The following is a 26,372-nucleotide window of genomic DNA, read 5'->3' on the forward strand; positions in this document are numbered from 1 at the left end:
CGCGGACCGATGACGGCGACATCGCATCGTTGGCGCGGCTTGTAACCGGACGCATTCAGCGGACGAATGACTGGATGTAACGCGTCGCTGCAGATTGAAAAAGTCACGAGGACGGTCTTCATCATGAAAAAACTTCTATTGGGCGTGTTCCTGCTGGCGCTGGCATGCGGCGCGATGGCGGACGAGGTGCCTTTCAACCAGGCGAAGTTCGACCAGGCCAGGGCCGCCGGCCAGCCGGTCGTGGTCTATTTCCACGCCGACTGGTGCCCGACCTGCCGCGTACAGCAGCCCATCGTGGCGCGGCTCGCGGTGGAGCCGCAGCTCAAGGCCGTGACGATCTTCGAGGCCGACTTCGATACGGAAACCGCGCTGGAAAAGACGCTTAAGGTCGGCCAGCAATCGACCTTCGTGGTTTTCAGCCACGGCCACGAAGTCGCGCGTTCCACCGGGCAGACGCAGGAGCCGGCGATCCGCGAAATACTGCAGAAGGCGTTGTGATGGATTTTGGCCTCGCCACGTATGCAGTGAGTTTCCTGGCCGGCTGCGCCTCGATCCTGTCGCCGTGCGTGTTGCCGATCCTGCCCATCCTGATCGCCTCGGCATTGTCCAGGCACCGCCTCGGCACGGCGGCGCTGGCACTCGGGCTGGCCCTGTCGTTTGCCGTGGTCGGGATTTTCATCGCCACGCTGGGTGCATCGATTGGTCTGGGTACGGAGACGCTGCGCCGCGTGGCCGCCGCGCTGATGGTGCTGTTCGGTGTGGTGATGCTGTCGCCGCGGTTGCAGCTGGCGTTCGCCACCGCCAGTTCCCGGGTCGGCTCGAGCGGGCAGCACGCCCTCGGCGCGATCAAGGGCGAAGGCCTGGCGAGCCAGTTCGCGATCGGGTTGCTGCTGGGCCTGGTCTGGAGCCCATGCGTCGGGCCGACGCTTGGCGCCGCTTCCACGCTCGCGGCACAAGGGCGCGATCTTGCGCAGATCGCCTTGCTCATGCTGGTGTTCGGGCTGGGGGCAGGCTTGCCGTTGCTGCTGCTGGGCGGCCTGTCGCATGCCACCATGATGCGGATGCGCGGTTCGCTGTCTTCGCTCGGGCATGCCGCAAAAGCGGTGATGGGCGGACTGTTCGTGATCCTCGGCACGCTCATCCTGACCGGCTTCGATCGCAAGCTCGAGGCGCTCATTCTCTCGATCAGTCCCGACTGGCTGACGCGCCTGACGACTTCGCTGTAACAGGCCGCTTTTGCAGCGGGGCAGGTCGAGGTGAAGAGCATGCCCGGGCCGAGTGCCCAAGCGATAGTCGGATCAGGCACGACACCCGTTCACGCAGGTGACTGGAATGACGGATACCAGCGCGATCATCGACAGCACAACCCGACGCACGGCCTTTGTGCTCGCCGGCGGCGGCAGTCTTGGCGCGGTGGAAGTGGGCATGCTGCAGGCCCTGCTCGACTGGGGCGAGACGCCTGCCTTCATGGTCGGCGCATCGGCGGGCGCCATCAATGCGGCTTACTTCGCCGCTGATCCCACCCGCGCGGGGGCCGACAAGCTGGAGCGGCTCTGGTGTGTGCTGCGCCGCCGGGATGTTTTTCCGCTCAACCTGAGCAGCGTGCTTGGTCTGCTGCGTCGTCGCGATTACCTGGTGGATCCGGATGCGCTGCGGCGTCTGCTGGAGCAGCATCTGCCGTATCGGCGACTCGAAGAAGCGGCCATGCCGATTCACATCGTGGCCTCGGACATGTTGACTGGGCATGAAGTGTTGCTGTCGTCGGGATCGGTGATTGACGCGGTGCTGGCGAGCACGGCGATACCTGGCGTGTTTCCGCCGGTGCAGGTCGGCGCACGCTTGCTGGTCGATGGCGGTGTCGCCAACAACACGCCGATTTCCACGGCGGTGAAGCTGGGCGCAACGCGGATCATCGTGCTGCCCACGGGCTTTGCCTGCGCACTCAACCAGATGCCAAGAGGGGCCATCGCACGCGCGATGCACGCACTCAGCCTGCTGGTATCGCGCCAATTGGTGCACGATGCGGAGCAGTTCGCAGGTGGCCGGGTCGAACTGCGAATCGTCCCCAGCTTATGCCCACTCGAAACATCGCCGTACGACTATTCCATGGCGCACGCGCTCATTGCCCAGGCCAAAGCATGCACACGGCAATGGCTGGATGACGGCGGCCTGGATGGTGCGGCTGTACCGATGCAGCTGCACGAGCACCATCACTGATCAGCAGTTTGAATTCGAGTTCCAGCTCGGCAGATTTCATTCGGCATCGCGGATTAGATCAGCCAGATGACGAACGCCAAACGCGAGCGGCACGCTGGTCCGCAGCCGCCCTCGTGGTGTCGTTGTTGCCGAGCCGACTTCGGCTGCCGCTCCGAGCCTGCACAAATGCGCCCCGCAACCAACAGCGGGCTTGCTGCATCTGGGGACCCATACCGCCATGTCGGCCGGTGACCCAGAGAGCCTCCCCCATGATCGAGCGCACCTCCAGCGTCAGGATTGCGATCCACGCGTTCCGACTCGTTCCCTTGTGGATTTTCGTTGCGCTGTACAGCGCCGCGGGTCCGTCCATGGCCGCGGCGTCCTTGCACACGCAACTGCCCGATACGCCGGTGGGCCGGCTTGCCGGCGAACTGATCCGTCATGCCAATGCCGATGGTCCCGTGCGGATCCGGCAATGGGCGCCCAGTATCCTGTCGGCGTCCGTCGCTTCCGACGACAAGGCGGCATTTGTCACGGACCTGGTCTCGGCGGCACGCGACAGCGGCGGCCTGGACGTGTTCGATGTGCGCACCGATCCGCACCAGCCGGGACTGCTCGAAGTTGCCGTCAAGGGACGTCACAACGGGCAGGCCGCCCTGTTCTGGCTGACCGCCGACCCGGCGCATCCGGACCGGCTCGCGCAGGCGATGCTGGTCCCGATGGACAATCCGCTTTATGCCGACTGGCCCAGGCGGCCGGTATCGCATGCGGAGCTGGGAAAACAGATACATGCCGTACTGGACCGATTGGTGCGCGTGTCAGATTTCTCAGGTTGCGTGACCGTCTTCGATGGCGGCGAGACCGTGTTCGACGAATGCCGCGGACTGGCCGATCGCAGTTTCAACGTGCCGGTCGATCACCAGACCAAGTTCCGCATCGCCTCGGTCGGCAAGATGTTCACCGCGGTCGCCATCGCGCAACTGGTCGAGGCCGGCAAGCTGTCGTGGAACGACACGCTGGCGAAGCTGGTTCCGGAATATCCCGACCAGGCGATGGCGAAGAAGATCACGGTGTGGGAACTCCTGCACCACACCTCGGGTCTGGGCGATTTCATGGTGCCGGACTATTTCGAGCACGCCGAACGCTACGTCAATCCGGTGGACTATCTGGGGCTGATCGCCCGCCAGCCGAAGGTGGGCGAGCCGGGCAAGGGGTTGAGCTACAGCAACGCCGGCTACATTCTGCTCGGCCGCATCATCGAGAACGTCTCCGGCGAAAGTTACTTCGACTATATCCAGCGCCACGTCTTCGAACCCGCGCAGATGGCATCCAGCGGCTTCGACAGCGTGGACGAGATCGTGCCCGGGCTTGCGGTCGGCTACTACCACGACGATGGGGTGTTCTCCCGGACGTGGAAGGCAAACTGGGTGCAGGGCATCTACAAGGGCAGTCCCGCAGGTGGCGGTTATTCGACCAATGCCGATCTGTTGCGGTTCGCCCGGGCCGTGCATGGAGGCAAGCTGCTCAAAGCCACCACGCTGGCGAAGATGTTCGACGGCGAAGTGCCGAACGACGGCCCCGGTGCCATTGGCGCCGGCATCGACGAGCGGCTCGCGCACGGTCGCCACATCCGTGGCCACCAGGGCGGCATCGAGGGCACCACGGCCAACCTGGAGATGGTTTGGGAGACCGGTGCGGCGGTGGCGCTGACCAGCAACGAAGGGCCGTCGCAACACTGGCTGCTGGCCGAGCAGATCGCCGACTTGCTTGCCGCTGAAGGCGCGAAAAACTGAGTTCCCGCAAGTGCGATGCCGAGAGGGTGGACAAGGTCTGAAACGCGCGCGGAGCGGATCGGTTCCGCGCGCGGGTCGAAGCCAGAACCAGCTGTAATGTCGTTGCATGCCGGATCGGGCGACCGCGGCATGCCCGTAGTGTCCCTGCCACCATGCTTTGGCTTGCCCGCTTATGAGTGAACGCGCCGCCATACCACCTCGCCATGGGCGCCTTCGGCGGCACCGCTTGACGGCTTGGCCACGCGATAGGTCAATTCATCGCCGTTGATGGTGTAGCCCGAATCTCCGCTCTTGCCGTCCCAGTTCGGGAACGACGCATGCAGGATCTGAGTGTGCATGACCTTGGCGTCGGCGCTGACATGGCCGAAGTGGGCATTGCTGTCCATCGAGGCGGCACGGTACTCGTCCGGGGTTCCCCTGGATTTGTCGTTCGCCGCGAAGGGCATCCGTTTCGCCCGCACGATCTGCATCATGTAGTCGCCTTGGGCATCGATGAGCCACATGCCTTCCGGATGGGGACCGTACAGCTCCACGCGGCGACCATCGGGGTAGACGTTGTCGCAGCGGACGAGGGTCCAGGCGCTGATCAGTTCCCTGGGCACCAGCGCGTGATCGCCGGTGCCGCCACTGTGCTTCATCGCCGCATCCTGGGCGGCGGCCGTGATCGGCGCGAGCATCGGGGCGAGGAAGGCGGCGAGCAGCAGGAGTTTTGCGCGTGACATGGGGATGCCTTGGGTGTGTGGGGTAGCTGGCATCGTCTCCCGCGCCTTCCTTTTTGATAATAGGCTTTGGTCTTTATTGATCTTCAAATGGGATTTGAAGATCATCCCGCCATGCCTTCCGCAGCCCGGACCTGACGCCATGAATCGCCTCAGCGACATGCAGCTCCTCGTCGATGCGGCCGACCTCAGCAGCCTGTCGGCTGCCGGGCGTCGGGCCGGGCTTTCGCCGGCCGCCGCCAGTGCCTGTCTGCAACGGGTCGAGGCCATGCTCGGTGCGCGGCTCTTCGAGCGCACGAGTCGTCAATTGCGCCTGACCGATGAGGGGCGCATCTACATCGACTCCTGCCGGGTCGCCATCGAGACCATGAAGGAGGCCGAGCGCGCGGTTCGCAGCGGCACCGACGGTGTGCGCGGGACGCTGCGCGTATCGGCGCCGTCCGACCTGGGGCGCAACCTGCTGGTCGACATCCTCGACGGTTTCATGGGCCTCCACCCGGAGGTGCGCATCGTGCTGACGCTGTCGGATTCGCTCTCGCGTTTCGTGCCGGATGACATCGACGTGGCCATCCGCGTCGGCCCCTTGGAGGACAGCGATCTCGTTGCGCGCCATCTTGCCGACAGCTGGCGCGTGGTGTGCGCTTCGCCGACATGTATCGCGACCCATGGGACACCAGGGCAACCCGAGGATCTGGTCGAATTGCCCACGCTGGTACTGACTACGAATGCCGGGCCACGCAACGAATGGCGCCTTGGGGAGGCCGTCGTGCGGGTTCGGCGATATCACGAGTGCACCGACAGCGAAGTCATCCGCAGGTGGGCCGTGCGCGGTCGCGGGTTTGCCTACCGGCAGCTTTGGGCGGTGGCGGCGGATGTGCGCGAAGGCCGGCTGGTGCTGGTCAACGCACCGGCGTGGTCCGCCCCCACACCCATCCATGCGATGTACCACCGGAACGTCTTTCAGCCGCCGCGCGTGCGCCGGTTTGTCGACTTTCTGCACGCCGAGTTGGCGCGGCAGCTTGCGTCAAATGCGAACGACGCGGCGGTGTTTTCATCGATGCGCCGATCGAGCCGCTAGCTGCGAAGTCGGTTTGCCGCGCTCCAGCCACTGTTCTTCCGGACTGCGTAAACCGCTCGACCTGCGTTGCCCAGTCACGCCTTGAGTGGCTTCATGGTTTTCGCCACTATGCCCGGAGCGCCCGTACGAACCGGCGCTCGACGGCCATGCCTGCATTCCGCAGCCTTGGCAACCAAAGGGGACGATGATGATAAGGATGTTGCGTTTGGGCTGCCTCGGCATCAGCGCTGTGCTGGCCGGCCACGCCTGGGCTGACGGCTGCCAGTTGAGGGATTACGGCACGTTGCCGGTGGAAATGGTCGGTGGGCAAGCCACCACCATGGTGAAGATCAACGGGAGCGATACGCGCTTCATCATCGATACCGGAGCTTTCTTCAACACCATGTCGCGTGCCAACGCGTTGTCGCTGGGGCTCAAGCTGCGACCTGCGCCATTCGGTTATCGCATCAGCGGCATTGGAGGTTCCACGGACGTCCAGTTCACCCAGGTCAAGGATTTCGGCATCCTCGGCACCACCCTGCACGATATTGCTTTCATCGTTGGAGGCACCGATACCGGTCATGGATTGCTCGGCGCCAACCTGCTCGATCTGGTCGATCTGGAAATCGATCTGGCCCATGGCAAGTTGACTCTGTTCAAGGCCGATCACTGCGATAAGCGGGCGCTGGCGTATTGGTCCAAGGACGGCAAGTACAACGATGCAGACATCGAGCCGGCCGTCAATCGGAGCGATCGGCGCACGTTTCTCGACGTGATGATAAATGGCAAGAAGGTGCGTGCCGTGCTCGATTCGGGGGCGTATGCCACCTTGCTCAGCCGCCGCGGCGCCGAGCGGGTTGGCATCGACTTGAATGCGCCCGAGGCCGGGGTGGGCAGCAGCTTCGGCATTGGCGCCAGATCGGTCAAGACATGGACCGTGCCGATTGATTCGTTCTCGGTCGGTACGGAAACCATCCAGCACAGCCAGATGCAGGTCATCGACGGAAACATTGGCGGCGGCGACACCGACATGTTGCTTGGCGTGGATTTCATGCTCGCTCATCACATGTTCATTGCCAACAGCCAGAGGAAAGTCTATTTCACCTACAACGGCGGGCGCGTGTTCAGCCTGGCCCAGGCGCCGAGCGACAGCGACAAACCTGATGCCGGTGCCACAGCGGACGACGACGGTTCGGCACCAAAGACCGCGGCCGACTACGCGCTGCGTGGCGAGGCGGACCTGTCTCGCGGCGAACCAAAGGGCGCCGTAGCCGATCTGGACGAGGCGATCCGCATGGCCCCCGATCAGGCGGCTTACTATGCTGCCCGTGCGCGGGCACACATGGCGGACAAACAACCCGATGCGGCGCTCGCCGATCTGGACAAGTCACTGAGCCTGGATTCGAACAACGTCGATGCCTTGTTGCTGCGCGCCGAATTTCGCTTCTTGCACAAGGACCGCGCGGGTGCGGCGGCCGACGTGACGGCGGCAAGCGTCTTGGCGCCGGCGGGATCGGCACAGGCACGCGTGCTTGCCAACCTGTATGTCCGGCTCGATCAACCGGCCGTGGCGCTGCCGATGCTCGACGAATGGATTCGGCTGCACGGCAATGACGCCATGCTCGGAGCGGCGCTCAACGAGCGCTGCTGGGCGCGTGGTCTGAGCAATCAGATGCTTGACGATGCCTTGAAGGACTGCCGCAAGGCGATCAGGCGCGATGGCGAAAAGCCGGCCTACCTCGACAGCCTCGGCCTGGTGCAGTTGCGACTGGGGCATTATCCCGAATCGGTCGAGGCCTACGAGCAGGCCGTGGCGCAAATGCCGCACAACGCGTGGTCGCGCTATGGCCTTGGCTTGGCCAAGATTCGCAGTGGCCAGACCGATGCGGGCAACGCCGACCTGGTCGCTGCGCGCGCGCTCGATCGGGAAATCGAGGCGCGTGCCGCCAAGTATGGCTTGGTTGCGGCGGGGCCATAGTTGGCATGGGCAATATTCCGAGCGCTACAGGGGAACCTTGAGACCGCCCTCCATCTCGCCCTCGTCAACACTGAACCGTATCCACCCGTCCACGACCCGCACCCGCAACCCCCGGTACCTCAGCAGGTAACGGATGCCAACCATCGCCGCCGAGAATCCCGACATCGCACCAACCCAAAGTGCCCGGCGCGGCCCCAAGGTGTCCGCCACCCATCCCACCAGCGGTGCACCGATCGGTGTGCCACCCAGGGCAATCGCCAGCAAGATCGCCATCACGCGCCCGCGCATCGCAGGCTCGGTGGACAGCTGCACCAGGCTGATCGTCGAGGTGGTGAGGGTCTGCGCGGACACGCCGATGATGACGAGAGCGAGGCCGAACAGCTGGACGTCCGGCATGACTGCGGCCAGCGCGAAACCAAAGCCGAAGATGGCCACGGCAACGAGTAGCAGGGCGATGTGCGGTTTGCCACGCTGGGCAGCCAGCAATGCACCGGCGACCGAGCCGATCGCCATGATTGACGTGAGCAATCCGTATTCGGTCGCGCCGGCGTGGAACACGGTCACCGACATGGTGGAGATGAAGATCGGAAAGTTGAGCCCGAACGTGCCGATCAGGAACAGCATGAGCAGGATGGCTTTCAAGTCGGGACGATGCCAGACATAGCGGAAACCTTCGACGAGGCTGCCGCGGGTACGCACCGGCCGATGGCTTCGGTGCAGTTCGCCGGTGCGCAGGCAGCCCAGCGAGCAGAGCACCGCAACAAACGACGCTGCGTTGATCAGGAATACCCAGCCGGTGCCCACGCCGGCGATCAGCATGCCGGCGACGGCGGGGCCGATCATCCGTGCCACGTTGAACGAGGTGGAATTCAACGCCACCGCATTCGACAGGTCGGTTTCGCCGACCAGGTCGGAGACAAAGGTCTGGCGTGCCGGTGCATCGAATGCGGCCACGCAGCCAAGCAGGAAGGCGAACACATAGACGTGCCACAACTGCACGAGGCCGCTGACGGTGAGCAGGCCCAGCCCCAGCGCCAGCAAGCCCATCGCTGCCTGGGTGGCGATCAGCAGTTTGCGGCGGTCGAGATGATCGGCGGCAAAGCCGGTCAGTGGCAGCATCAGCAGCTGCGGCCCGAACTGCAGCGCCATCACCACGCCGACGGCCGCCGCATTGTGGCGGGTGAGCCGGGTGAGGACGATCCAGTCCTGCGCCGTGCGCTGCATCCAGGTGCCGATATTCGACACGATCGCGCCGCTGGCCCATACGCGGTAGTTGTAGTTGCGCAGCGAGCGGAAGGTGCCTTTCATGTCACTCGCCGCGTGCCGGGTCGTTGCCGCCGTGCAGCCGTCCGAACATGCGCGCGGTCAGCACGCCCGTCAGCGACATGCCCAGTCCCGCAGCTATCGCATCAGCCGTGGAACGCAGGTCGAAGTTGCCCACCCGGCATAGCAGGACGTAGCCGACGGCCAGGTTGAAGCATCCCCACAGCACGTTGACGGTCGAACTGGAAAGCCCGACGCCATGCGGCGTGGCGAACGGGCTTTGAAAAGGCCGTCCCATCACGCCGCTGACAAAATGCGGGACCGCATTGGTGAGGAAAGCGCCGCCCAGGAACCAGGCGGCATAAGGCAGCCACGCCATGGTCATGCGCTCCTGCGGTCGAGCAGGTCGATGATCTCCTGCGTCGCGCCGGTTTCGCCCAGGCGCGGGAAGATCCGCGTGACGCTGTTGTGGTGGGCATCGGGATTCATGTCGGTCATCGCGTCGATGGCGAGGGCGACGTTGTAGCCGTTCTCGTGCGCGTGGCGCGCGGTCGATTCGACGCCGATGCTGGTGGCGATACCGACGATCACGACCTGGCTGACGCCCAGCTTCTTCAGGTATTCGTCGAGGCCGGTGTGAGTGAATGCGCCCCAGGTGCGTTTCGTCACCGTATGGTCCGTGGGTTGCTGGTTGAGCTCGGGCACGAGTTCGGCCCAATCGGCAGGAAGCTCATCCAGATTGCGCACCTGTTCCGTGCGGCCCGGTGCGCCACCGGTGACGTTGACCAGCACAATCGGCAAGCCGTGGCGACGGAACGCATCAGCCAGCGTGCTGGCCTGCTTCACGACCTCGGCAGCGGGATGCGCGGTGGGATAGGCGACGATGCCTTTCTGCAGGTCGATGACGATCAGGGCGGTCTTCGGATCGAGGGTGGTGAGTGCCATGGCTGTTCCTTCGGGTGAGGTGGATGGCGGGAGGTCGCGAATGCATTGCGCCGCCGTGGTTCGATGCGCCGGTTCCGTGCCCGGATGACGGCGAAACCATGACCGGTAACGCCGCTGTCGCACGGTCAATGCTGGGCCGGGGAGGTCAGGAATCGGCGATGCGCTTGAGCAGCTCGACAGCGCTCGCGAGCTGCTTTTGTTCGGCAAGTGTCAGGTTTGCCCGCATGCTGCGGAATAACCAGTCCTCCCGCGCTGCGCGGCTGGCCTTGATCAAATCCCGGCACGCCGCGGTGAGCGAGATGACCGTTTGCCGACCGTCGTTCGGATCCGCACTGCCGCTGACAAGCCCGGCCTTTTCCAGCGTGGCCACCGTGGCGCCCATGGATTGCGGGCGCACACCCTCGGCTTGCGCAAGCGCGGTGACGGTCGCGGGGCCGCCACGCTCAAGGTGACCGAGCACCGACACCTGCGGCCAGGTCAGATTGCCCATGTGCAGCTCTTCGCGCAGGCGCCGTTTCAGCTTGCCCAGCACGACGCGAAGTTCGCCGGCTGCAGCCAGCGTGCGTGCAGCCTGGGGATCGTTCGCTGGCTTGCCCATGGTCATGTCCGGCATGTGTGAAGGATAACTACAAAGGTTAACTTCATATATTCATGATGCGCGCGCCATGGCACGTCGTCAAGCTGGTTGCGCCACGACGCGTCGGTGATAGCGGCGAATGCTTTGCTGGAGGCCAGCTCGGAGTGGGCAAATACAGCTCCTGTGCGCGATGTCCCAAATCGTCGTATTTATGTCCTTTACGCCAAATCCGCGAATCAGCAGAATCAGGCGTCGGGCGCCATAGGGAAAGATTCATGCCACCGTTATTGAGTGCGCACTCCGCGCCGCAGCCGCTTTGCAGCTTGGTTCGATCCGGTCGATGAAACCCGTCGGGCCGAGGGAGCGAACTGTCGCGCTGATCCTTTTCGAGGGATTCCAGGCGCTGGACGTATTCGGTCCACTGGATGCTTTCGATGCGGCCAACGCGCTGGTGCCTGGCAGTTACCGTTTGCAGTCATGGAGTCTCGAAGGCGAGGTGGTGCGAGCCGAGAACGGCGCACGCGTGCTGGCCGATCGTTGCATGCATGCCAATCTGCGTCCCGACACCTTGATCATCCCCGGCGGCTGCGGTGCGCGGTCTCTGCAGTTGAGTGGCTTGCAACGCAAGCTGCTGGCCACGCTTGCCCGTCGCAGCCGCCGCCTGGTCAGTGTCTGCACGGGTGCTTTCCTGGCCGCTGAACTCACCCAGGGCTCTCATCGCATCGCCACGCACTGGAAGTACGCAGATGAGCTGCGCACACGCTTTCCGTCATTGCAGGTGGATGCCGATGCACTGTATGTGCACGACGGCAACCTGTGGTCGTCGGCGGGCGTGACGGCGGCGATTGACCTGGCCTTGAAATTGATTGCCGAGGATCTTGGCGAAACGGTGTCGATCGCCTGTGCGAGGCAGCTGGTCGTGCATTACCGGCGGCCCGGTGATCAGGCACAGTTTTCCGAGCCTTTGCAATGGCAGCAGCGCAGCGCCGGCAAAATGGGAGATTTACTGGCCTGGATGCTGGCCAATCCGCAGGCCGACCATTCGGTTGCCGCGTTGTGCGAGCGCACAGGCACCAGCCCGCGGCACCTGACCAGGCGCTTCATGCAGGCTTTCGGCGAGCCGCCGGCCCGGTTCGCCGAGCGCATGCGCCTTGACCATGCGCGGAGCCTGTTGATGCAGGGATTGCGTGTCGAGGCGATCTCCCGCGCCGTCGGATTTCGCAGCGCCGATGCGTTTCGGCGCGCGTTCGAGCGAAGGTTCTCCGTATCACCGAGCACGTACTGCCGGCGCTTTGGTCTGGCCGGGCCAGACCAGGTCAGTCAAACCCAGGCCCATCGAACAAGCAAGGATCCATCGTGAAGACAGTTGTTCTCGCCGTGTTGCCGAGCATGCCCTCGGCTGCCAGTGTGCGGGCCGCCGAACTTTCGAAAGCCGGCACTCCCAAGGGCGTCAATGCACGCCTTACGACAAAGGGCGCATGACATGTCCAGACCGGTTCTTTTCCGCCTCGCACTTGTTGTTGCCGCCGTGGCTGCGCTGCCGATCGGATCGTTCGCTGATGGCCAGACGAAGAATGCTCATGAGCCCGTCTACACGAGCGACGGCAGGATCATTCCGCCGAAGGACTACCGCGAATGGGTCTTTCTGAGTTCTGGCCTGGACATGAGCTACAACAAAAAGGCCATCGCATCCGACAAGCCGGTATTCGACAATGTCTTTGTCAACCCAGAGGCTTATCGTGTATTCCGCCAGACAGGTACCTGGCCAGACAAGACGCAATTTGTGCTTGAGGTCCGCAGCTCATCCAGCAAGGGCTCAATCAATCAACGCGGCCATTTCCAGAGCACTGATGTCCTGGGGTTCGAGATGCATGTGAAGGATATGGCTCGGTTCGACCGTGGCTGGGCGTTTTTCGATGTCGATGGCAATGCGCCGGCCGCGAAGATACCGACGACAGCAACCTGCTACGCATGCCATGGCGAGCATGCGGCGGTGGACACGACTTTCGTCCAGTTCTACCCAACGCTGCTGCCGATTGCGCAGAAACAGGCGACGCTCAGCGCAAGCTATCTCAAGGATGAGGCTGAGCTCGCGAAGACAGTTCATTAGTCTCCCGGCGGGCTGCGAGGACGGATTTCGAACATCAAGAACCGGTGCCAAGCGGGACTCATGGCTCGTGCCCTTCCGACCGCCTGCGGTTCGTCCGAAGACAAGCTTTCCATACCTGGCGGGAAAGGCAACAAGACCACGGTCGTCCTGCGCTCCAGGCGATCGGTCAGCGGCATTCATGTCGGAAATGGTTTGTGATGAGTCTGTCGCATGACGGCATGGCGCGCGCTTGCGAACCACGCTTTCTTGCGAAACTCGGCATGTCATTATCCGCTGCCAAAAAATTTCGAGTAGAACTTGCGTCAGCGATGGCCATGGTCTCGATGATTAACACTCGTCCATGAATCAGCCGGCATGGTGATTTTGCGGCATGCAAAATGATACGCATGGATCGCATTATGTTTCAGCGCCGGGCTTGTTTTATCGACGGGCTGGGTCGGTGGTTATTCAAGACAAAATTCATCACCCGAAGATAACAAATGTCGTCATACGCTTCGGCGGCCAATCGGCACCGGGGGAGCATGCTGTGGGGAGCATGCGGTCAGTCCCCCTCAATCTTTCACTGGTAATACGGGGAGTGATTTCCAATGAATAGAATAGATTCGCGTGGGACCGCTCGGGGAATTGACCTTGCCAACCTGGTCCGCAGGACATGCGGGCTTTCGGTGGCCGTTGCCCTGGCATTGGGCACAACCACGGCGGTGCAAGCTGCCGGAGTGATGACTCACCATGTGCGCAATGTAGTGAGCGAACATGCCGCAGCGCAGGTCGGTACTCTTCCGATGCATCAGGTGATGAGTCTCAATGTGGTCCTGCCGGTGCGCGACAAGGCGGGCCTGGATGCGTTCGTGGCCAGTGTGGCCGACCCGGCCAGCCCGTCTTTCCGCCAATACCTCACGCCGGCGCAGTTCACGGCCCGATTCGGTCCGACCCAGCAGGACTATGACGCCGTCGTCCAGTATCTGCGCAAGAACGGGCTGACGGTGACCGGTGGAAGCCGCGATGGCATGGATGTGCAGGTAAGGGGGCCGGTCTCGGCGGTCGAAGCGGCCTTCAATGTCCGCATGCTTACCTATCGGCACCCGACGGAGAATCGCGTCTTTTTCAGCCCGGACCGCGAGCCCACGACTTCGCTGGCAATACCGCTCTGGCATGTTTCCGGTCTGGACAACTACTCGATCCCGCATCCGCTGTACGTCAAGAAGGGCGATTACGCCAAGGCCCATGGCATCAGTCCCGATGCGGTGGTCACGCATGCGACGACCGGTTCGGGTCCCTCGGCCTCGTTCCTGGGCAGCGACATGCGCGCCGCCTACTACGGTGGCACGGCGCTGACCGGCGCAGGCCAGAACCTGGGGCTGTTCGAATACTACGGCACCGACCTGGCCGACCTGACGACGTATTACAAGAACGTCAAGCAGACCAACAACGTTCCCGTGACGCTTTTCTCGACCGACGGAACCAGCACCTCGTGCGTCTATACGAAGGCCGGCGGCGACTGCGACGATGGCGAGCAGAATCTCGACATGACGCAGGCCCTTGGCATGGCGCCCGGCCTGAGCAGCCTGGTGATGTACGTCGGTTCCACCGACACCGCCATCATCAGTGCCATGACGACGCACAGCCCGCTGCCCACCACGATCGGCTGCTCATGGGGCTGGACGCCGGCGGACCCGACCACGCTCGATCCGTACTTCGAGAAGATGGCCGCGCAGGGCCAGACCTTCTTCGCCGCGTCGGGCGATGATTCGACCTGGAAGAAAACCGGCAGCGCCGCGGCATGGCCCGCCGACGACGCCTATGTCATCTCCGTCGGTGGCACCGACCTGACGACCAGCAGTGCGGCAGGTCCCTGGAAGTCGGAGACGGCCTGGGTCGATAGCGGTGGCGGCATCTCGCCCGACAAGATCGCCATTCCTTCGTGGCAGAAGCTTTCGGGCGTGATCACCTCGACCAACAAGGGCTCGACCACCTATCGCAATGGTCCGGATGTCTCGGCCAACGCCAATTTCACCTTCTACACCTGTGGCGACCAGCAAGCCTGCCAGGCCAACGAATATGGCGGCACCAGTTTTGCGGCGCCGATGTGGGCGGCGTTCATTGCGCTGGTCAACCAGCAATTGGTTGCCAATGGCGGGGCACGCGTCGGCAACTTCAACGCGACCATCTATCCGCAGAACGTGACGAGTACCTACGCCACGGACTTCCACGACATCACCAGCGGCAAGTCCGGCAGCTATTCGGCCGTGACCGGCTACGACCTGGTGACCGGCTGGGGTAGTCCGAAGGCCGCATTGATCACGACACTGGCTCAATAAACACCGTTCCAACAAGCATGTGAAACATTTGAAGGCCCGGGGATTCAGCCCGGGCCTTTTTTCGTGCAAGCGTCTGGCATGGCGGTGCCGCTGGTTGCGCCTGCGCGTCTCCGGGAAACACGCTGCACTTCCCGAAGCCGGAACCGAGCCATTCAGGCCAACATGCACGACTTGTGCACCGCGCCTCCCTCCATGCGCACCAAGGATACTGTTCGGATCAGGTAGGGAGGTTTGCAAACCGGCGGCAATGTTCGAGGTAAGCGCCTTCGTGGGCTTTCACCAGCTCCACGACGCTATGCCATAGCCAGGACGGCGTATCGATGGTTTTCGGCCGGTTGCGACTCAGCTCTTGCAGCCATCGCCCCCGATCGGCGCTTTTCATCTGGTGAGCATGCGCCCGCCCTACGACATTTCCGAGGTAGGCGGCGACCTCCATCGCCTGCTCATGGTCCAGGTGATCAAGGTCGACTTTCAGATCCTGCGGCAGCAACTCCCGCAGAAAGACCGCGTTGCCTCGGATGCGCCCGGCCAGCATGCGTTCGCCGAGGTTGGGCGCAAGATGGAGTGCACCCTGGATGATCCGCGACGCGTTGTCTCTTGGCATCCGGATGCCTTTGGCCCTTGGCGCTGCGGAGCGAACGGCCTCCTTGACGTCGATGAGGCAAAGGCTGCTCTCCGGATCCTTGGATTCACCCACCCTGAGCAGGACGGCGTAGCGCAGCAGCCCCAGCGAACTGCAGCCTTTGACCCAATAAGCCGCGTCCAGCATCTCCACTTGATCCTTTGCGTCGCGCTGGATCAGGGCAGTGGCGAGCAGGCGAACTTTCTCGGTCGACATGAGCGCCTTCAGTTCGGTCCGTTCGGATCCTGAAATGGGCCAGTAGTTTTTCGACAGGGGAATGTTGGGCTCAAGGCCTTCAATGCGTTCGGCGGCCAGATGCCTCCACTTGCGCCGCATCGCGCGCTTCATGATGAGTCGAATCGTGTCCGGCCGCTTTTGCATCGTCTTGCGACTGCCCGGCCTGGCGCTGAATGCCAATTCGTAGCCGACGATGAGCTGTTCCATCATTTTCGCGGTGACCACGCCCGGCAGGTCGGACCCTCGTGCCGCCATCGCCAGTGAAACCCCAAGCCGGATGATGTCGTGTGCCGGGTTGCCGACGACGGTCTGGTCCAGGTCGCGGATCTGCACCTTGATGTTGCCGTCCGCATCCGCGATGGGACCGATGTTGCTGACGTGGCAATCGCCACAGATCCATACGGGGGGACCGTGCGGAAGCACGCGCTCCGACGCCTCCAGCCATTCGTAGAACTGAATGGTATTGCCCCGTACATAGGCATGCGCGGACTTCGCCATCTTCAGATTGCGCAGCTGGGCAAGCCTTTCGTCGCGGTGTGCGGGAGCGGGGTATTTCTTGCCCATGTCCGATGGCCCTGAAAGTTTTCGACAGGCCAGGCAACCTCGGGAATTTCGTCGCGCCGGTGTCTGGTCAACGAGGGAGTATTTCCCTGGTGACGTGAAAAGGGCATGCCCATGCGGTTGCGCGCGATTTCCTGATGCCTAGGACGAGCTGATCCAGGCCTTACGCCGAATCCCCACCCACACGTCCCAGCGCTTCTCCGATCGCTTCCAGCAACTGTTCCCCGCCAAACGGTTTGCGCAGAAAGACGCCTCGTTGCGGAATCTCGGCGCAATGCACTTCCGGGTCGGCGGTGATCACGACCACGGCGATGGCGGGGTGTTGTTCGATGGCTTTCTGACTGATGTCGATGCCAGTCATGCTTCCGGCCAGGACGACGTCGGCAATGATGACGTCGATCTTCTGGGCATTCACCAGGTGGCTGGCGGCGCCCACTGAGCCCTGGGCGCGGATAGTCTGAAAGTCATCGGTCGCCGATAGATGCAGGTCGATCGATTCCAGCACCAGGACATCGTCATCGACGATCAGGACGGTTTTCTTCGTATCCACGCATAGCCCCTCAGGCCCATTCCGGCGTGGCCCAGCATATTCCCACTTCGCTGCCAAAAGAACGCGGGCCCGAGTTGGCCCTTCAGTCTCCCCAGGTAATGAACATCACCACCGCCGCTGCCGCCATCGCGGCCGTGGCTATCCAGCCGAACAGCTTCAATGGCCACGGCATCGTGAACTTGCCCATCACCTTGCGGCTGGAGCCCATCAGCATCATCACGATCATCAGCGGCACCGCGGCCACGCCATTGATCACCGCGCTCCAGTACAGTGCCTTGATCGGGTCGAGCGGGGTCAGGTTCAGCGCGATGCCGGCGAGGCTGGCGACGATCAGCACGCCGTAGAAGAACTTGGCCTCGTGCAGTTTGTTCTCCAGCCCGCTGCGCTGGCCGAACGCGCCGGATGCGGCGTAGGCGGTGGCGCCGGCCAGCACCGGCACGGCCAGCAGGCCGGTGCCGATGATGCCTGCGGCGAACAGGGCGAAGGCCAGCCTGCCGGCCAGTGGCCGCAGCGCTTCGGCGGCTTGGGACGAGGACTGGATGTCGGTCTTGCCGTGGGCGTGCAGCACCACCGCGGCAGTGAGGATGATGAAGAAGGCGATCAAGTTGGAGAAGATCATGCCGATGGTGGTGTCGATGCCGATGCGGCGCAGCGCACTCGGTGCCTGGTGGGGCGCTTTTCGCAGTGCCTTTCGTTGCTTGTTGGATCCGATCTCTTCCACTTCCTGCGACGCCTGCCAGCAGAACAGGTAGGGGCTGATGGTGGTGCCGAGCAGGGCGACCAGGCCGACGGCGTATTTGGCATTCCAGGTGATCGGCGGCACCACGATGCTCTTCAACACGGCCAGCCAGGGCACCTCGATCACCAGCACGGTCGCCACGTAGGCGAACAGGCTCAGCGTGAGCAGCTTGAGGATCGGCGAGTAGCGGGTGAACGGGATGAAGATCTGCAGCACCAGCGACAGCATGGCGAAGACGGCGGCGTAGACCAGCGCCGGACCACCGATCAGCAATTTCAGCGCAGCGCCCATCGCGCCGATGTCCGCGGCCAGATTGATCACGTTAGCCACGACGATGGAGACGACCAGCCCGTACACCAGCGTCCTCGGATAGTACGTGCGGATGCCCTCCATCAGGCCGTTGCCGGTGACCCGCCCGATGCCGGCACTGATCGCCTGGATCGCGATCATCAACGGCATGGTCAGCAGGATGCACCACAGCATGCCATAGCCGAAGGCGGCGCCCACCTGCGAGTAGGTGGCGATGCCGCTGGGGTCGTCGTCGGCTGCGCCGGTGATCAGGCCGGCGCCCAGGTTCGCCCATGGCGGTGTTTCCAGGCCGCCATCTTCGGTGTTCTTGCGACTGACCATGGATGTGTTCCCGATGCGTGAAGTGCCGAGCCGGACGTGGCGTACGGGACGATGATCTTCCCCAATCATGCAGCATCGGCAGGTCGATGCGGTGAAGGCGTGAATATCGAAGACCCGCTGCAACTCACGTAAACTCGCCGGATGACGACGGCCATCCTGCTGCTTCGCCGCGACCTGCGCCTGGCCGACAACCCGGCGCTTGCAGCTGCATGCGCCGCACACGAGCAGGTGTTGCCGCTCTACATCCACGCGCCCGACGAGGATGCTGACTGGGTGCCCGGCGCGGCAAGCCGCTGGTGGCTGCACCATTCGCTGGCGTCCTTGCAGCGCGGCTTGAAGGCGCGTGGCGGCGAGTTGCATATCCGTCAGGGCGACACGCTCGCCGTGCTGCAGGCTTTGCTGGAGCAGACTGGCGCCGGCGCGGTGTACTGGAACCGCCTGTACGAGCCGGCGACGATCAGGCGCGACACGTCGATCAAGGCGGCGCTGCGTGAGCGGGGTGTCGAGGTGCATAGCAGCCATGCCGCGCTATGGCGCGAGCCGTGGCAGATCGCCACCAGGCAGGGCGAGCCGTATCGGGTGTTCACGCCGTACTGGCGCAATCTGCGCGCGCAGTTGAGCGTGAGCGCACCGTTGCCGGTGCCATCCTCGCTGCGCTGCGCGAAGGCGACGGGCAGCACCTCATTGGAATCGCTGGCCTTGTTGCCGAGGATCGGCTGGGATGGCGGCCTGCGCGAAGCCTGGACACCGGGCGAGCAGGGTGCAGAAGAGCTGCTGGAACTGTTCGGCGACGACGCGATCGGCGACTACGCGCAGGCGCGCGATCTGCCGGCGCGGCATGGCACCTCGCGGCTGTCGCCGCATCTGCATTTCGGCGAGATCTCGCCGCGGCAGATCCATCATGCGCTGCATGTGCAGACGCAGCGCGTGGATGCAAGGCGACGGCCGGATATCGAGCCCTACCTGCGCGAGCTGGGCTGGCGCGAGTTTGCGCACCACCTGCTGTATCACTTCCCAGGCACGCCGACGGAGAACTTCAACCCGCGCTTCGATGGTTTCCGCTGGGCTGCTGCCGATGAGGCGTTGCTGCAGCGCTGGCAGCACGGCCGCACCGGCATCCCGCTGGTCGACGCCGGCATGCGCGAGCTGTGGCATACCGGCTGGATGCACAACCGCGTGCGCATGATCGTCGCCAGCTTCCTCACCAAGAACCTGCGTCAGCACTGGTTGCACGGCGCGCGCTGGTTCTGGGACACGCTGGTCGATGCAGACCTCGCCAACAACACGCTGGGCTGGCAGTGGGTGGCCGGCTGCGGTGCGGATGCAGCGCCGTATTTCCGTGTGTTCAACCCGGTGACGCAGTCGCTGAAGTTCGATCCGCAGGGCAGCTATCTGCGCCGCTGGTTGCCGGAACTGGCCGAGGCGCCGACCGCGTTGCTGCATGAACCATGGAAGGATCCGGCGCTGCTGAAGCGCAGCGGTTACCCGACGCCGGTGGTGGATCTCGGCGCCTCGCGCGCCGAGGCGCTGGCGGCGTATCAGCTCTCGCGTGGCTGATCGACGACTTCGGCGCTGCCGGTACGCTTCAGCAGCCATGCCAGCACCGGCGGCGTCACCATCGCGGTGAGCAGCGACATCGCCACGATGATCGCGTAGATGCGGTTGTTGAAGACGCCGGCCGCGAGGCCGAGGCTGGCGATCACCACGCCGACTTCGCCGCGCGGCACCATGCCGAAACCGATGATCGTGGCGCTGCGCTTGCCCAGCGACAGCGAACCGAGCCAGCCGCCGGCGAGTTTGGAAATGATCGCGATCGCGGTGACCGCCGCGAGCATCAGCAAAGCGTCCGCGCTGGCCAGCTCATGCAGGTCGATCTTGCTGCCGGTGATCACGAAGAAGAACGGCGTGAGCAGCGCGAGCAATGGCATGGTCTGCTTCTCCAGCGTGTGCTGCTGACGCGTTTCCGAGGCGATCATGCCGGCCAGGAAAGCGCCGATGATCGCCGCCAGCCCGAACTGGGTGGACAGATAGGCCAGCCCGAGGCACAGCGCCAACACGATCATCAGCGGCGAATGCGGATCCATCGGTTTTTCCAGCCAGCTGGAGTTCCAGCGCATCACTCGCGCACCGCCCAGGCCGACGACGGCAATGAAGCCGACCGCGCCCGCCAGCACCATCAGCAGGTGCGAGAGATTGAAACCGCCGCCACCCTGCATCGACACCACCACGCCAAGCAGCAGCATCGCCAGGATGTCGTCGATCACCGCCGCGCCGAGGATCACCTTGCTCTCGACGCGTTGCAGCACGTGCAACTCCTGCAGGACACGCGCCGTGATGCCGGCCGAGGTGGCGACGAAGGCGGCTGCCACGAACAACGACTTGTCCCAGTCGAAGCCGTTGCCATGCGCCCACACGCTACCCATGCCGAACGGCACCAGCACGCCGAGCACGCCTACCAGAAAGGCCACCTTGCCGACTTTCTTCAGATCCTCCAGCCGGGTTTCCAGGCCGACCGAGAACAGCAGCAGCACCACGCCGATCTCGGCCAGCACATCCAGCGGCGTGCCGGTGGCGGTTTGCTCGGGAGTGATCCAGCCGAGCAGCGACGGACCGATCACGCAACCGGCGGCGATCTGGCCCACCACGCCGGGCAGCTTCAGCCGTTGCGCAATCTCGCCGCCGATCTGGGCGGCGACGAACACGATGAACAGGGTGAACAGGATGTCGCTGGCGTGGTGCATGCGGCGAACTCAAGCTGTCGGCAGAGCCAGCATCCTACATGTGTGCAGATCATGTCGCGACCACGCGCAGGGGCCTGCCTACTCGGTCGCGGCAGCGCCTGGCAGCGGGCGATCGTGCCGCAACCGGCTGAACACCCGGCTGGCCGCGGCGGTGACTGCCGCCAGCAGCAATACCGTCCAGCGGAACGCCACGACGTAGTCATCATGGGCATGGCCCTGCAGCAGCGCTTCCATCAACAGCGTGGACAGCGCGATACCGAAACTCATCGCCAGGTATTGCACCGTCGAGGCCATCGACGAGGCCATCGAGGCGTGCTTGATGTCCAGGTCGTTGTAGATCAGCGTGTTCATCGCGGTGTACTGCAGCCCCGAGAAACTGCCGTACAAGAAGGTGAGCAGGGTGATCAGCCAGACCGGCGAGGTCGGGCCGAGCAGGGCGAAAGCGGCCAGCAGCACCGCCACCATCAGCGTGTTGCCGAGCAGCAGGCGGCGGTAGCCGAAGTGGACCAGGGCCCGGTTGATCACCCACTTGGCGCTGATCGAACCCAGTGCCTGCGGCACCATCATCAGGCCGGCCATCATCGGCGACCAGCCGCAACCCACCTGCAGGAACAGCACCAGCAACAGGAACATGCCGGAGATGCCGAGCCGGGTGAACAGGCCGCCGGCCAGCGCCACCCATACGCTGCGCACGCGCAGCAGGCCGAGGTCCGCCACCGGATGCGCGGTGCGGCGGCTGTGCCATACGTACACGGTGCCGAGCAGCAGCGCGAGCGCACTGCACAGTCCGATGTGCGCCCACGGTAGCGGCTTGCTGCCGGCCAGTTCCGATGCGGTGAGCAGCAAGGCCGAGGCGGCGGCAAACAGCAGGAAGCCGAACAGGTCGAAGCGGTTTGCATGTTCCAGCCGGTAGTCGGGCATGTCGCGCCGGTTCATCCACACGCCGGCGATCGCCACCGGCACATTGATCAGGAAGATCAGCCGCCATGAGGTGAATTCGACCAGCGCGCCGCCGAGCAACGGCCCGAGCACCGAGCCGAGCAGGCCGAACGTGGCCACCGTGCTCATCGCACGCACGAACTCGCGCTTGGCGATGCTGCGCACCAGCACGTAACGGCCTACCGGCATCAGCGAGGCGCCACCGACACCTTGCAGCACACGCGCCGCAACCAGCTCGGGCAGTGTCTGCGCGATGCCGCACAGCAGTGAGCCGAGGCCGAACACCACGATCGCGGCGCCGAATACCCTGCGCGTGCCCAGGCGATCGCACAGCCACGGGCTGGCGGGAATCAGGATCGCCAGGGTCAGCACGTAACTGGTCAGCGCCGTGCGCATGCCCAGCGGCGTGACATGCAAGGCATCGGCCATCGCCGGTACCGCGGTGTTGACCACGGTCGAATCCAGCGACTGCATGAAGAACGCGGCGGCTACCAGCCACAGCAGACCGCGGAAGCGTTCGCGCGTGGAAACCTCGGACAGGGCTGCTGAAACCGTCGCTGGCATGGAGGCAGCGGAGGCGGCAGCGTGGGGATCTGCGGCAGCTTGGGGAGGCATCGGCGCAGATGATACTTGCTATGACAGCTTGCTTTTCGTGAGTGGCGTCTGCAGAGTTAAGCCGGTTTCATCTGCCGTCACGCCCAGCGGGCCATGACGGCGCCATAACGACCATGCGCGCCGAGGCGGTTTCGTCTCGGCGCGTGTTTTTTGCGCGGCAGGAGCCGCCCGCAGGAGGAGTCACCATGAGCAGCAAGCCACCGATCACCGTGTCCCGCATCGATCTCGAGCGCATCGAGGCGCTGCTGGAGCGCCTGCCAGCCGCCGAGTCCGCGCATTTCGACGCATTGCGCGCGGAGCTCGATCGTGCCGAGGTGGTCGAGCCGACGGCGATGCCGGAACACATCGTGACGATGAACTCCACAGTCAGCTTCGAGGATGAAAGCAACGGCGAGAAGCTCACCTTGACGCTGGTCTATCCTGCCGCTGCCGGAGCGCCAGGCACGGTATCGATCCTGGCGCCGGTAGGCAGCGCACTGCTCGGTTTGTCGCGCGACCAGCAGATCGATTGGCCGACCCCGGACGGCCGTCATCGCCGCCTGCGCGTGCTGGAGATCGGCTATCAGCCGGAAGCGGCGGGGCATTACCACCGCTGAACCAGGCCGCGGCCGGGATTCAGGGCTTGAAGTGATGCACGAAGCCAACCTGAAAACCGCCCGGCAGCCAGCCGAGGATCAGCGGCGACTGCCGATGCGCGGCCCACAGGCCCACGCCAGTGCCCAGCGCCGCACCGACCAGCACGTCGCTCTGCCAGTGACCGCGGGTCTTCATTCGCGCCACGGCGTCGTAGGCTGGCAATAAAGCCAGGGCGTAGACCGCAGGATGATCGTCGCCGTAGGCGGCCATGAAGGGCGTCACGGCAGCGGCAATCGCGGTGACCTCACCGCTGGGAAAGCTCTGGGCGTGGGTGCCCTTGAAGAACTCGTTAGGATTGCTGGTCTGCGAAGGGCGTTCGCGCTGGAAGGTGTATTTCATCGCCTGCGCGCCGATGCTGCTGATCACCATCGCGTCGACCGCGCGCCACATCGTGTCGCCGAACTTGTCCTCATCGCCGAACGCCAACGCGCCGCCGCCCACGGTGAGGATGGTGCCGTACATCAGCACGTTCTGGTCGCTGCGCTTCCAGATGCCGCTGTTGTCGTAATGCAGGCGGTGGTCGATGCCGAGCGGGCCACCGCCAGCCAGGGCAGTGCCGGAGGCGACCACGGCAACCAAGGCCAGCAAATACCGCGGAACACGCATGATCATGTTGCCCTCCTCGACGTGATGGAACGCCGCACGTATCAAATTGCTGAGGCTAGGCTCAAAATCTTTTGTTTCGCTTATTCCGCCGGCTGGAAATCCCGGGGTTGTCGCTAAACTGCGCGGTAGCAAGGAGACCTGCATGACCGAACGCCCAGCCCCCGCCGAGATCGTCGCCCGCGCCGCCGCGCTGCGGGCGCAGATCGAGCAGGCGAATTACTGCTATCACGTGCTCGACGAGCCGCAGATCACCGACGCCGACTACGATCGCCGGATGCGCGAGCTGGAAGCGCTGGAAGCCGAATATCCGGCGCTTGCCTCGGACGATTCACCGACGCGCAAGGTCGGTGCGCGGGCGCAGGGCGGTTTTGCCGAAGTACGTCATCAGCTGCCGATGCTGTCGCTCGGCAATGCGTTCGAACAGGACGGCGAGACGGAGCGCGAGCGTTTCCGCGAAGTGGCCGAGTTCGAGCGGCGCATCGAGCAGACGACGAAACGGACCGAACCCGTCTTCTCGGTCGAACCGAAGCTGGACGGCCTGGCGATCAGCCTGCGCTACGAACATGGCGTGTTCGTGCAGGGCGCCACGCGTGGCGACGGCGAAACCGGCGAAGACGTCACGGCGAACCTGCGCACGGTGCGCGCGATTCCCCTGAAGCTGCGTGGCGAAGGCTGGCCCGACGTGCTGGAAGTGCGCGGGGAGGTGATCATGCTGCGCAAGGATTTCGAAGCGTTCAACGAGTACGCCCGTACCCATGGCGAGAAGCCGCTGGCCAATCCGCGCAACGGTGCGGCTGGTTCATTGCGCCAGCTCGATCCGGCGATCACGGCGAAACGGCGCTTGAGCTTTTTCGCCTACGCGATCGGCGTGGTCGAGGGCGGCATGCTGCCTTCGACGCATTCCGCCACTTTGCGGCAACTGCGCGAGTGGGGCTTGCCGGTATCGCCGGAAGTAGGCATCGCGCGCGGCTTCGACGGGCTGATCGCGTACTTCCGGCGCATCGGCGCCAAGCGCGACGCGCTGCCGTACGACATCGATGGCGTGGTCTACAAGCTTGACGACTACGCCGGCCAGCGCGAGATGGGTTTCGTCTCGCGCGCGCCGCGCTGGGCGATCGCGCACAAGTTTCCGGCACAGGAGCAGGCCACGCGTCTGCTCGACATCGAGGTCCAGATCGGCCGCACGGGTGCGGCGACGCCACGCGCACGGATGGAGCCGGTACAGGTGGCCGGCGTCGTGGTGACCTACGCCACCCTGCACAACGCCGACCAGATCGCGCGGCTGGACGTTCGCGTGGGCGACACCGTGATCGTGCGCCGTGCCGGCGATGTGATTCCGGAAGTGGTGCGGGTGATCGAGGATCAGCGCCCCGCCGGCACGGTGCCGTGGACGATGCCGACGCATTGCCCGGTATGCGGCTCCGCGCTGATCCGCGAGGAGGGCGCGGCAGCCTGGCGCTGTTCCGGCGGGCTGATCTGCGCCGCGCAGCGCAAGGAGGCGCTGATCCATTTCGCCTCGCGTCGCGCGATGGATATCGAGGGCCTGGGCGAGCGCTTCGCCGAGGCGCTGGTGGAACTTGACGTCGTGCACACACCGGCGGACCTGTACGGATTGAGCGTGGACGACTTCGTCGACATGAAACGGCGCATCGACGAGCGGGATGGCACCACGCCGGAGACGGTGAAGGCCGGCAAGGTCGCGACCAAGTGGGCCGAGAACCTGGTCGCAGGCATCGAGGCCAGCCGGCGCACGACGCTGGCCCGCTTCCTGTTCGCGCTGGGCATCATGCATATCGGCGAGAGTACGGCGAAGACGCTGGCAGCATGGCTGGGCCGACTGGAATTCGTGCGCGGCATGCCGGCAGCGGTGCTGCGTGTGTTGCCGGATATCGGCGATGAAGTGGCGTCCTCGATCGCCGGCTTCTTCGCGCAGCAAGGCAACCAGCAGGTGGTCGATGCGCTGCTCGCCGCCGGCATCGTGCTCGGCGACGAGACCGCGCCGTCGCCACTGTTGCGCGAGCGGCTGAACCTGGGCGTGTTGCTGGACCAGTCCGGGATCAGCAAACTCGGCCCCAAGAGCACGCGCCTGCTGGTCGAGCATTTCCCGACCCTGGACCGGTTGCTGGCGGGCGGCGCCGCCCACTGGATTGCCGCCGGCCTGCCGCAGGCGGCCGCATCGAGCCTGCAGGGATTTCTCGCCGACCCGTCGGCGCTTGCCGGATTGCGCGGTAGCGAGGCTGCGATGCGGCGCTTGCTGGCGGCCACTCCCGCTATGGCGGCGGCGAGTCAGGCGCCACTCGATGGCCAGACCATCGTGCTCACCGGCACGCTGACTTCGCTCAGTCGCGACGAGGCGAAGGATCGACTGGAGGCGCTGGGGGCGAAGGTGTCCGGTTCGGTTTCGAAGAAGACCAGCTTCGTGGTCGCCGGCGAAGCGGCCGGTTCCAAGCTCGACAAGGCGCAGGAGCTTGGCGTGGCGGTTTGGGACGAAGCGCAGCTGTTGGCATTGCTGGCCAAGCATGAGAGCACGACATGATGCG

Annotated in this window: 23 protein-coding genes; 12 read left to right on the forward strand and 11 right to left on the reverse strand. The window is 64.3% G+C overall.

What is annotated here, in order from left to right; translation table 11 throughout:
* Positions 1 to 123: 123 nt before the first annotated feature.
* The 4 genes from B0E46_RS07025 (at position 124) to B0E46_RS07040 (ending at position 3,989) form a co-directional block, all read left to right on the forward strand.
* The gene (locus B0E46_RS07025; RefSeq protein WP_077555072.1) at positions 124 to 498 is read left to right on the forward strand and encodes a thioredoxin family protein; all 375 of its coding nucleotides are present in this window, start codon (positions 124 to 126) and stop codon (positions 496 to 498) included.
* Positions 498 to 1,226, forward strand: a complete 729-nt coding sequence (locus B0E46_RS07030) for a cytochrome c biogenesis protein CcdA (protein WP_077555073.1) — start codon at positions 498 to 500, stop codon at positions 1,224 to 1,226. The genes B0E46_RS07025 and B0E46_RS07030 overlap by 1 nt, the downstream gene beginning before the upstream one ends.
* A 106-nt stretch (positions 1,227 to 1,332) precedes the next feature.
* On the forward strand, positions 1,333 to 2,217 hold the full coding sequence (locus B0E46_RS07035) for a patatin-like phospholipase family protein (protein WP_077555074.1): 885 nt from the start codon (positions 1,333 to 1,335) through the stop codon (positions 2,215 to 2,217).
* Between the two features lie 248 nt (positions 2,218 to 2,465).
* Positions 2,466 to 3,989: a serine hydrolase domain-containing protein gene (locus B0E46_RS07040; RefSeq protein ID WP_254425077.1), complete on the forward strand. Its 1,524-nt coding sequence runs from the start codon at positions 2,466 to 2,468 to the stop codon at positions 3,987 to 3,989.
* 170 nt (positions 3,990 to 4,159) lie between these two features.
* Here the strand turns inward: B0E46_RS07040 and B0E46_RS07045 are convergent, their stop codons facing one another.
* Positions 4,160 to 4,816: a lipocalin-like domain-containing protein gene (locus B0E46_RS07045; protein WP_168171156.1), complete on the reverse strand. Its 657-nt coding sequence runs from the start codon at positions 4,814 to 4,816 to the stop codon at positions 4,160 to 4,162.
* A gap of 34 nt (positions 4,817 to 4,850) precedes the next feature.
* On the opposite strand from B0E46_RS07045, the gene B0E46_RS07050 reads away from it, so the two are divergent.
* Both B0E46_RS07050 and B0E46_RS07055 read left to right on the forward strand, forming a co-directional pair.
* Positions 4,851 to 5,786, forward strand: a complete 936-nt coding sequence (locus B0E46_RS07050; RefSeq protein ID WP_077555076.1) for a LysR family transcriptional regulator — start codon at positions 4,851 to 4,853, stop codon at positions 5,784 to 5,786.
* A gap of 196 nt (positions 5,787 to 5,982) precedes the next feature.
* On the forward strand, positions 5,983 to 7,743 hold the full coding sequence (locus B0E46_RS07055) for an aspartyl protease family protein (RefSeq protein ID WP_077555077.1): 1,761 nt from the start codon (positions 5,983 to 5,985) through the stop codon (positions 7,741 to 7,743).
* 24 nt (positions 7,744 to 7,767) lie between these two features.
* On the opposite strand, the gene B0E46_RS07060 is transcribed toward B0E46_RS07055, so the two are convergent.
* From B0E46_RS07060 to B0E46_RS07075, 4 genes are all read right to left on the reverse strand, one after another.
* Positions 7,768 to 9,051, reverse strand: a complete 1,284-nt coding sequence (locus tag B0E46_RS07060) for an MFS transporter (RefSeq protein WP_077555078.1) — start codon at positions 9,049 to 9,051, stop codon at positions 7,768 to 7,770.
* Between the two features lies 1 nt (position 9,052).
* Positions 9,053 to 9,385, reverse strand: coding sequence for a hypothetical protein (locus B0E46_RS07065; RefSeq protein ID WP_077555079.1), 333 nt, complete (start codon positions 9,383 to 9,385; stop codon positions 9,053 to 9,055).
* Positions 9,386 to 9,387: 2 nt separating this feature from the next.
* Entirely contained in the window at positions 9,388 to 9,951 is a 564-nt protein-coding gene (locus tag B0E46_RS07070) for an isochorismatase family protein (protein ID WP_077555080.1), read from the reverse strand.
* 145 nt (positions 9,952 to 10,096) lie between these two features.
* Positions 10,097 to 10,549 (reverse strand): MarR family transcriptional regulator, encoded by a 453-nt coding sequence (locus tag B0E46_RS07075; protein WP_217316330.1) that lies wholly within the window; start codon positions 10,547 to 10,549, stop codon positions 10,097 to 10,099.
* Positions 10,550 to 10,868: 319 nt separating this feature from the next.
* On the opposite strand from B0E46_RS07075, the gene B0E46_RS07080 reads away from it, so the two are divergent.
* The 3 genes from B0E46_RS07080 to B0E46_RS07090 all read left to right on the forward strand — a co-directional run bounded on the left by B0E46_RS07080 (position 10,869) and on the right by B0E46_RS07090 (position 14,956).
* Entirely contained in the window at positions 10,869 to 11,888 is a 1,020-nt protein-coding gene (locus B0E46_RS07080; RefSeq protein WP_077555082.1) for a helix-turn-helix domain-containing protein, read from the forward strand.
* A gap of 123 nt (positions 11,889 to 12,011) precedes the next feature.
* Positions 12,012 to 12,638 (forward strand): cytochrome P460 family protein, encoded by a 627-nt coding sequence (locus B0E46_RS07085; protein WP_077555083.1) that lies wholly within the window; start codon positions 12,012 to 12,014, stop codon positions 12,636 to 12,638.
* Between the two features lie 719 nt (positions 12,639 to 13,357).
* Entirely contained in the window at positions 13,358 to 14,956 is a 1,599-nt protein-coding gene (locus B0E46_RS07090; RefSeq protein WP_168171157.1) for a S53 family serine peptidase, read from the forward strand.
* 217 nt (positions 14,957 to 15,173) lie between these two features.
* On the opposite strand, the gene B0E46_RS07095 is transcribed toward B0E46_RS07090, so the two are convergent.
* The 3 genes from B0E46_RS07095 to B0E46_RS07105 all read right to left on the reverse strand — a co-directional run bounded on the left by B0E46_RS07095 (position 15,174) and on the right by B0E46_RS07105 (position 18,295).
* Entirely contained in the window at positions 15,174 to 16,379 is a 1,206-nt protein-coding gene (locus tag B0E46_RS07095; protein WP_077555085.1) for a DUF2252 family protein, read from the reverse strand.
* A gap of 160 nt (positions 16,380 to 16,539) precedes the next feature.
* The gene (locus tag B0E46_RS07100) at positions 16,540 to 16,926 is read right to left on the reverse strand and encodes a response regulator (protein ID WP_168171158.1); all 387 of its coding nucleotides are present in this window, start codon (positions 16,924 to 16,926) and stop codon (positions 16,540 to 16,542) included.
* An 82-nt stretch (positions 16,927 to 17,008) separates the two neighbouring features.
* On the reverse strand, positions 17,009 to 18,295 hold the full coding sequence (locus tag B0E46_RS07105) for a divalent metal cation transporter (RefSeq protein WP_077555087.1): 1,287 nt from the start codon (positions 18,293 to 18,295) through the stop codon (positions 17,009 to 17,011).
* Between the two features lie 141 nt (positions 18,296 to 18,436).
* Here B0E46_RS07105 and B0E46_RS07110 point away from each other — a divergent pair, with 141 nt between their 5' ends.
* The gene (locus B0E46_RS07110) at positions 18,437 to 19,852 is read left to right on the forward strand and encodes a deoxyribodipyrimidine photo-lyase (RefSeq protein WP_077555088.1); all 1,416 of its coding nucleotides are present in this window, start codon (positions 18,437 to 18,439) and stop codon (positions 19,850 to 19,852) included.
* Here B0E46_RS07110 and B0E46_RS07115 read toward each other — a convergent pair.
* Positions 19,834 to 21,036: a cation:proton antiporter gene (locus B0E46_RS07115; protein WP_077555089.1), complete on the reverse strand. Its 1,203-nt coding sequence runs from the start codon at positions 21,034 to 21,036 to the stop codon at positions 19,834 to 19,836. The two genes, B0E46_RS07110 and B0E46_RS07115, sit on opposite strands and share 19 nt — an antisense overlap.
* 78 nt (positions 21,037 to 21,114) lie before the next feature.
* Positions 21,115 to 22,539 (reverse strand): MFS transporter, encoded by a 1,425-nt coding sequence (locus B0E46_RS07120; RefSeq protein ID WP_077555090.1) that lies wholly within the window; start codon positions 22,537 to 22,539, stop codon positions 21,115 to 21,117.
* A 236-nt stretch (positions 22,540 to 22,775) separates the two neighbouring features.
* On the opposite strand from B0E46_RS07120, the gene rnk reads away from it, so the two are divergent.
* Complete coding sequence (gene rnk / locus B0E46_RS07125; RefSeq protein ID WP_077555217.1) at positions 22,776 to 23,186, forward strand: nucleoside diphosphate kinase regulator; 411 nt, start codon at positions 22,776 to 22,778, stop codon at positions 23,184 to 23,186.
* A 19-nt stretch (positions 23,187 to 23,205) separates the two neighbouring features.
* Here rnk and B0E46_RS07130 read toward each other — a convergent pair whose 3' ends face one another.
* Positions 23,206 to 23,832: a phosphatase PAP2 family protein gene (locus B0E46_RS07130; RefSeq protein ID WP_077555218.1), complete on the reverse strand. Its 627-nt coding sequence runs from the start codon at positions 23,830 to 23,832 to the stop codon at positions 23,206 to 23,208.
* Positions 23,833 to 23,974: 142 nt separating this feature from the next.
* On the opposite strand from B0E46_RS07130, the gene ligA reads away from it, so the two are divergent.
* Entirely contained in the window at positions 23,975 to 26,368 is a 2,394-nt protein-coding gene (gene ligA, locus B0E46_RS07135) for an NAD-dependent DNA ligase LigA (protein ID WP_077555091.1), read from the forward strand.
* Positions 26,369 to 26,372: the final 4 nt, after the last annotated feature.

This window comes from Rhodanobacter sp. B04 (assembly GCF_002001125.1).
Classification (GTDB): Bacteria; Pseudomonadota; Gammaproteobacteria; order Xanthomonadales; family Rhodanobacteraceae; genus Rhodanobacter.

Excerpts from the sequence above, each read along its gene's own strand:
- B0E46_RS07025 (WP_077555072.1), top strand. The coding sequence starts at position 124 with ATGAAAAAACTTCTATTGGGCGTGTTCCTGCTGGCGCTGGCATGCGGC.
- B0E46_RS07030 (WP_077555073.1), top strand. The coding sequence starts at position 498 with ATGGATTTTGGCCTCGCCACGTATGCAGTGAGTTTCCTGGCCGGCTGC.
- B0E46_RS07035 (WP_077555074.1), top strand. The coding sequence starts at position 1,333 with ATGACGGATACCAGCGCGATCATCGACAGCACAACCCGACGCACGGCC.
- B0E46_RS07040 (WP_254425077.1), top strand. The coding sequence starts at position 2,466 with ATGATCGAGCGCACCTCCAGCGTCAGGATTGCGATCCACGCGTTCCGA.
- B0E46_RS07045 (WP_168171156.1), bottom strand. The coding sequence starts at position 4,816 with ATGATCTTCAAATCCCATTTGAAGATCAATAAAGACCAAAGCCTATTA.
- B0E46_RS07050 (WP_077555076.1), top strand. The coding sequence starts at position 4,851 with ATGAATCGCCTCAGCGACATGCAGCTCCTCGTCGATGCGGCCGACCTC.
- B0E46_RS07055 (WP_077555077.1), top strand. The coding sequence starts at position 5,983 with ATGTTGCGTTTGGGCTGCCTCGGCATCAGCGCTGTGCTGGCCGGCCAC.
- B0E46_RS07060 (WP_077555078.1), bottom strand. The coding sequence starts at position 9,051 with ATGAAAGGCACCTTCCGCTCGCTGCGCAACTACAACTACCGCGTATGG.
- B0E46_RS07065 (WP_077555079.1), bottom strand. The coding sequence starts at position 9,385 with ATGGCGTGGCTGCCTTATGCCGCCTGGTTCCTGGGCGGCGCTTTCCTC.
- B0E46_RS07070 (WP_077555080.1), bottom strand. The coding sequence starts at position 9,951 with ATGGCACTCACCACCCTCGATCCGAAGACCGCCCTGATCGTCATCGAC.
- B0E46_RS07075 (WP_217316330.1), bottom strand. The coding sequence starts at position 10,549 with ATGGGCAAGCCAGCGAACGATCCCCAGGCTGCACGCACGCTGGCTGCA.
- B0E46_RS07080 (WP_077555082.1), top strand. The coding sequence starts at position 10,869 with ATGAAACCCGTCGGGCCGAGGGAGCGAACTGTCGCGCTGATCCTTTTC.
- B0E46_RS07085 (WP_077555083.1), top strand. The coding sequence starts at position 12,012 with ATGTCCAGACCGGTTCTTTTCCGCCTCGCACTTGTTGTTGCCGCCGTG.
- B0E46_RS07090 (WP_168171157.1), top strand. The coding sequence starts at position 13,358 with ATGACTCACCATGTGCGCAATGTAGTGAGCGAACATGCCGCAGCGCAG.
- B0E46_RS07095 (WP_077555085.1), bottom strand. The coding sequence starts at position 16,379 with ATGGGCAAGAAATACCCCGCTCCCGCACACCGCGACGAAAGGCTTGCC.
- B0E46_RS07105 (WP_077555087.1), bottom strand. The coding sequence starts at position 18,295 with ATGGTCAGTCGCAAGAACACCGAAGATGGCGGCCTGGAAACACCGCCA.
- B0E46_RS07110 (WP_077555088.1), top strand. The coding sequence starts at position 18,437 with ATGACGACGGCCATCCTGCTGCTTCGCCGCGACCTGCGCCTGGCCGAC.
- B0E46_RS07115 (WP_077555089.1), bottom strand. The coding sequence starts at position 21,036 with ATGCACCACGCCAGCGACATCCTGTTCACCCTGTTCATCGTGTTCGTC.
- B0E46_RS07120 (WP_077555090.1), bottom strand. The coding sequence starts at position 22,539 with ATGCCAGCGACGGTTTCAGCAGCCCTGTCCGAGGTTTCCACGCGCGAA.
- rnk (WP_077555217.1), top strand. The coding sequence starts at position 22,776 with ATGAGCAGCAAGCCACCGATCACCGTGTCCCGCATCGATCTCGAGCGC.
- B0E46_RS07130 (WP_077555218.1), bottom strand. The coding sequence starts at position 23,832 with ATGCGTGTTCCGCGGTATTTGCTGGCCTTGGTTGCCGTGGTCGCCTCC.
- ligA (WP_077555091.1), top strand. The coding sequence starts at position 23,975 with ATGACCGAACGCCCAGCCCCCGCCGAGATCGTCGCCCGCGCCGCCGCG.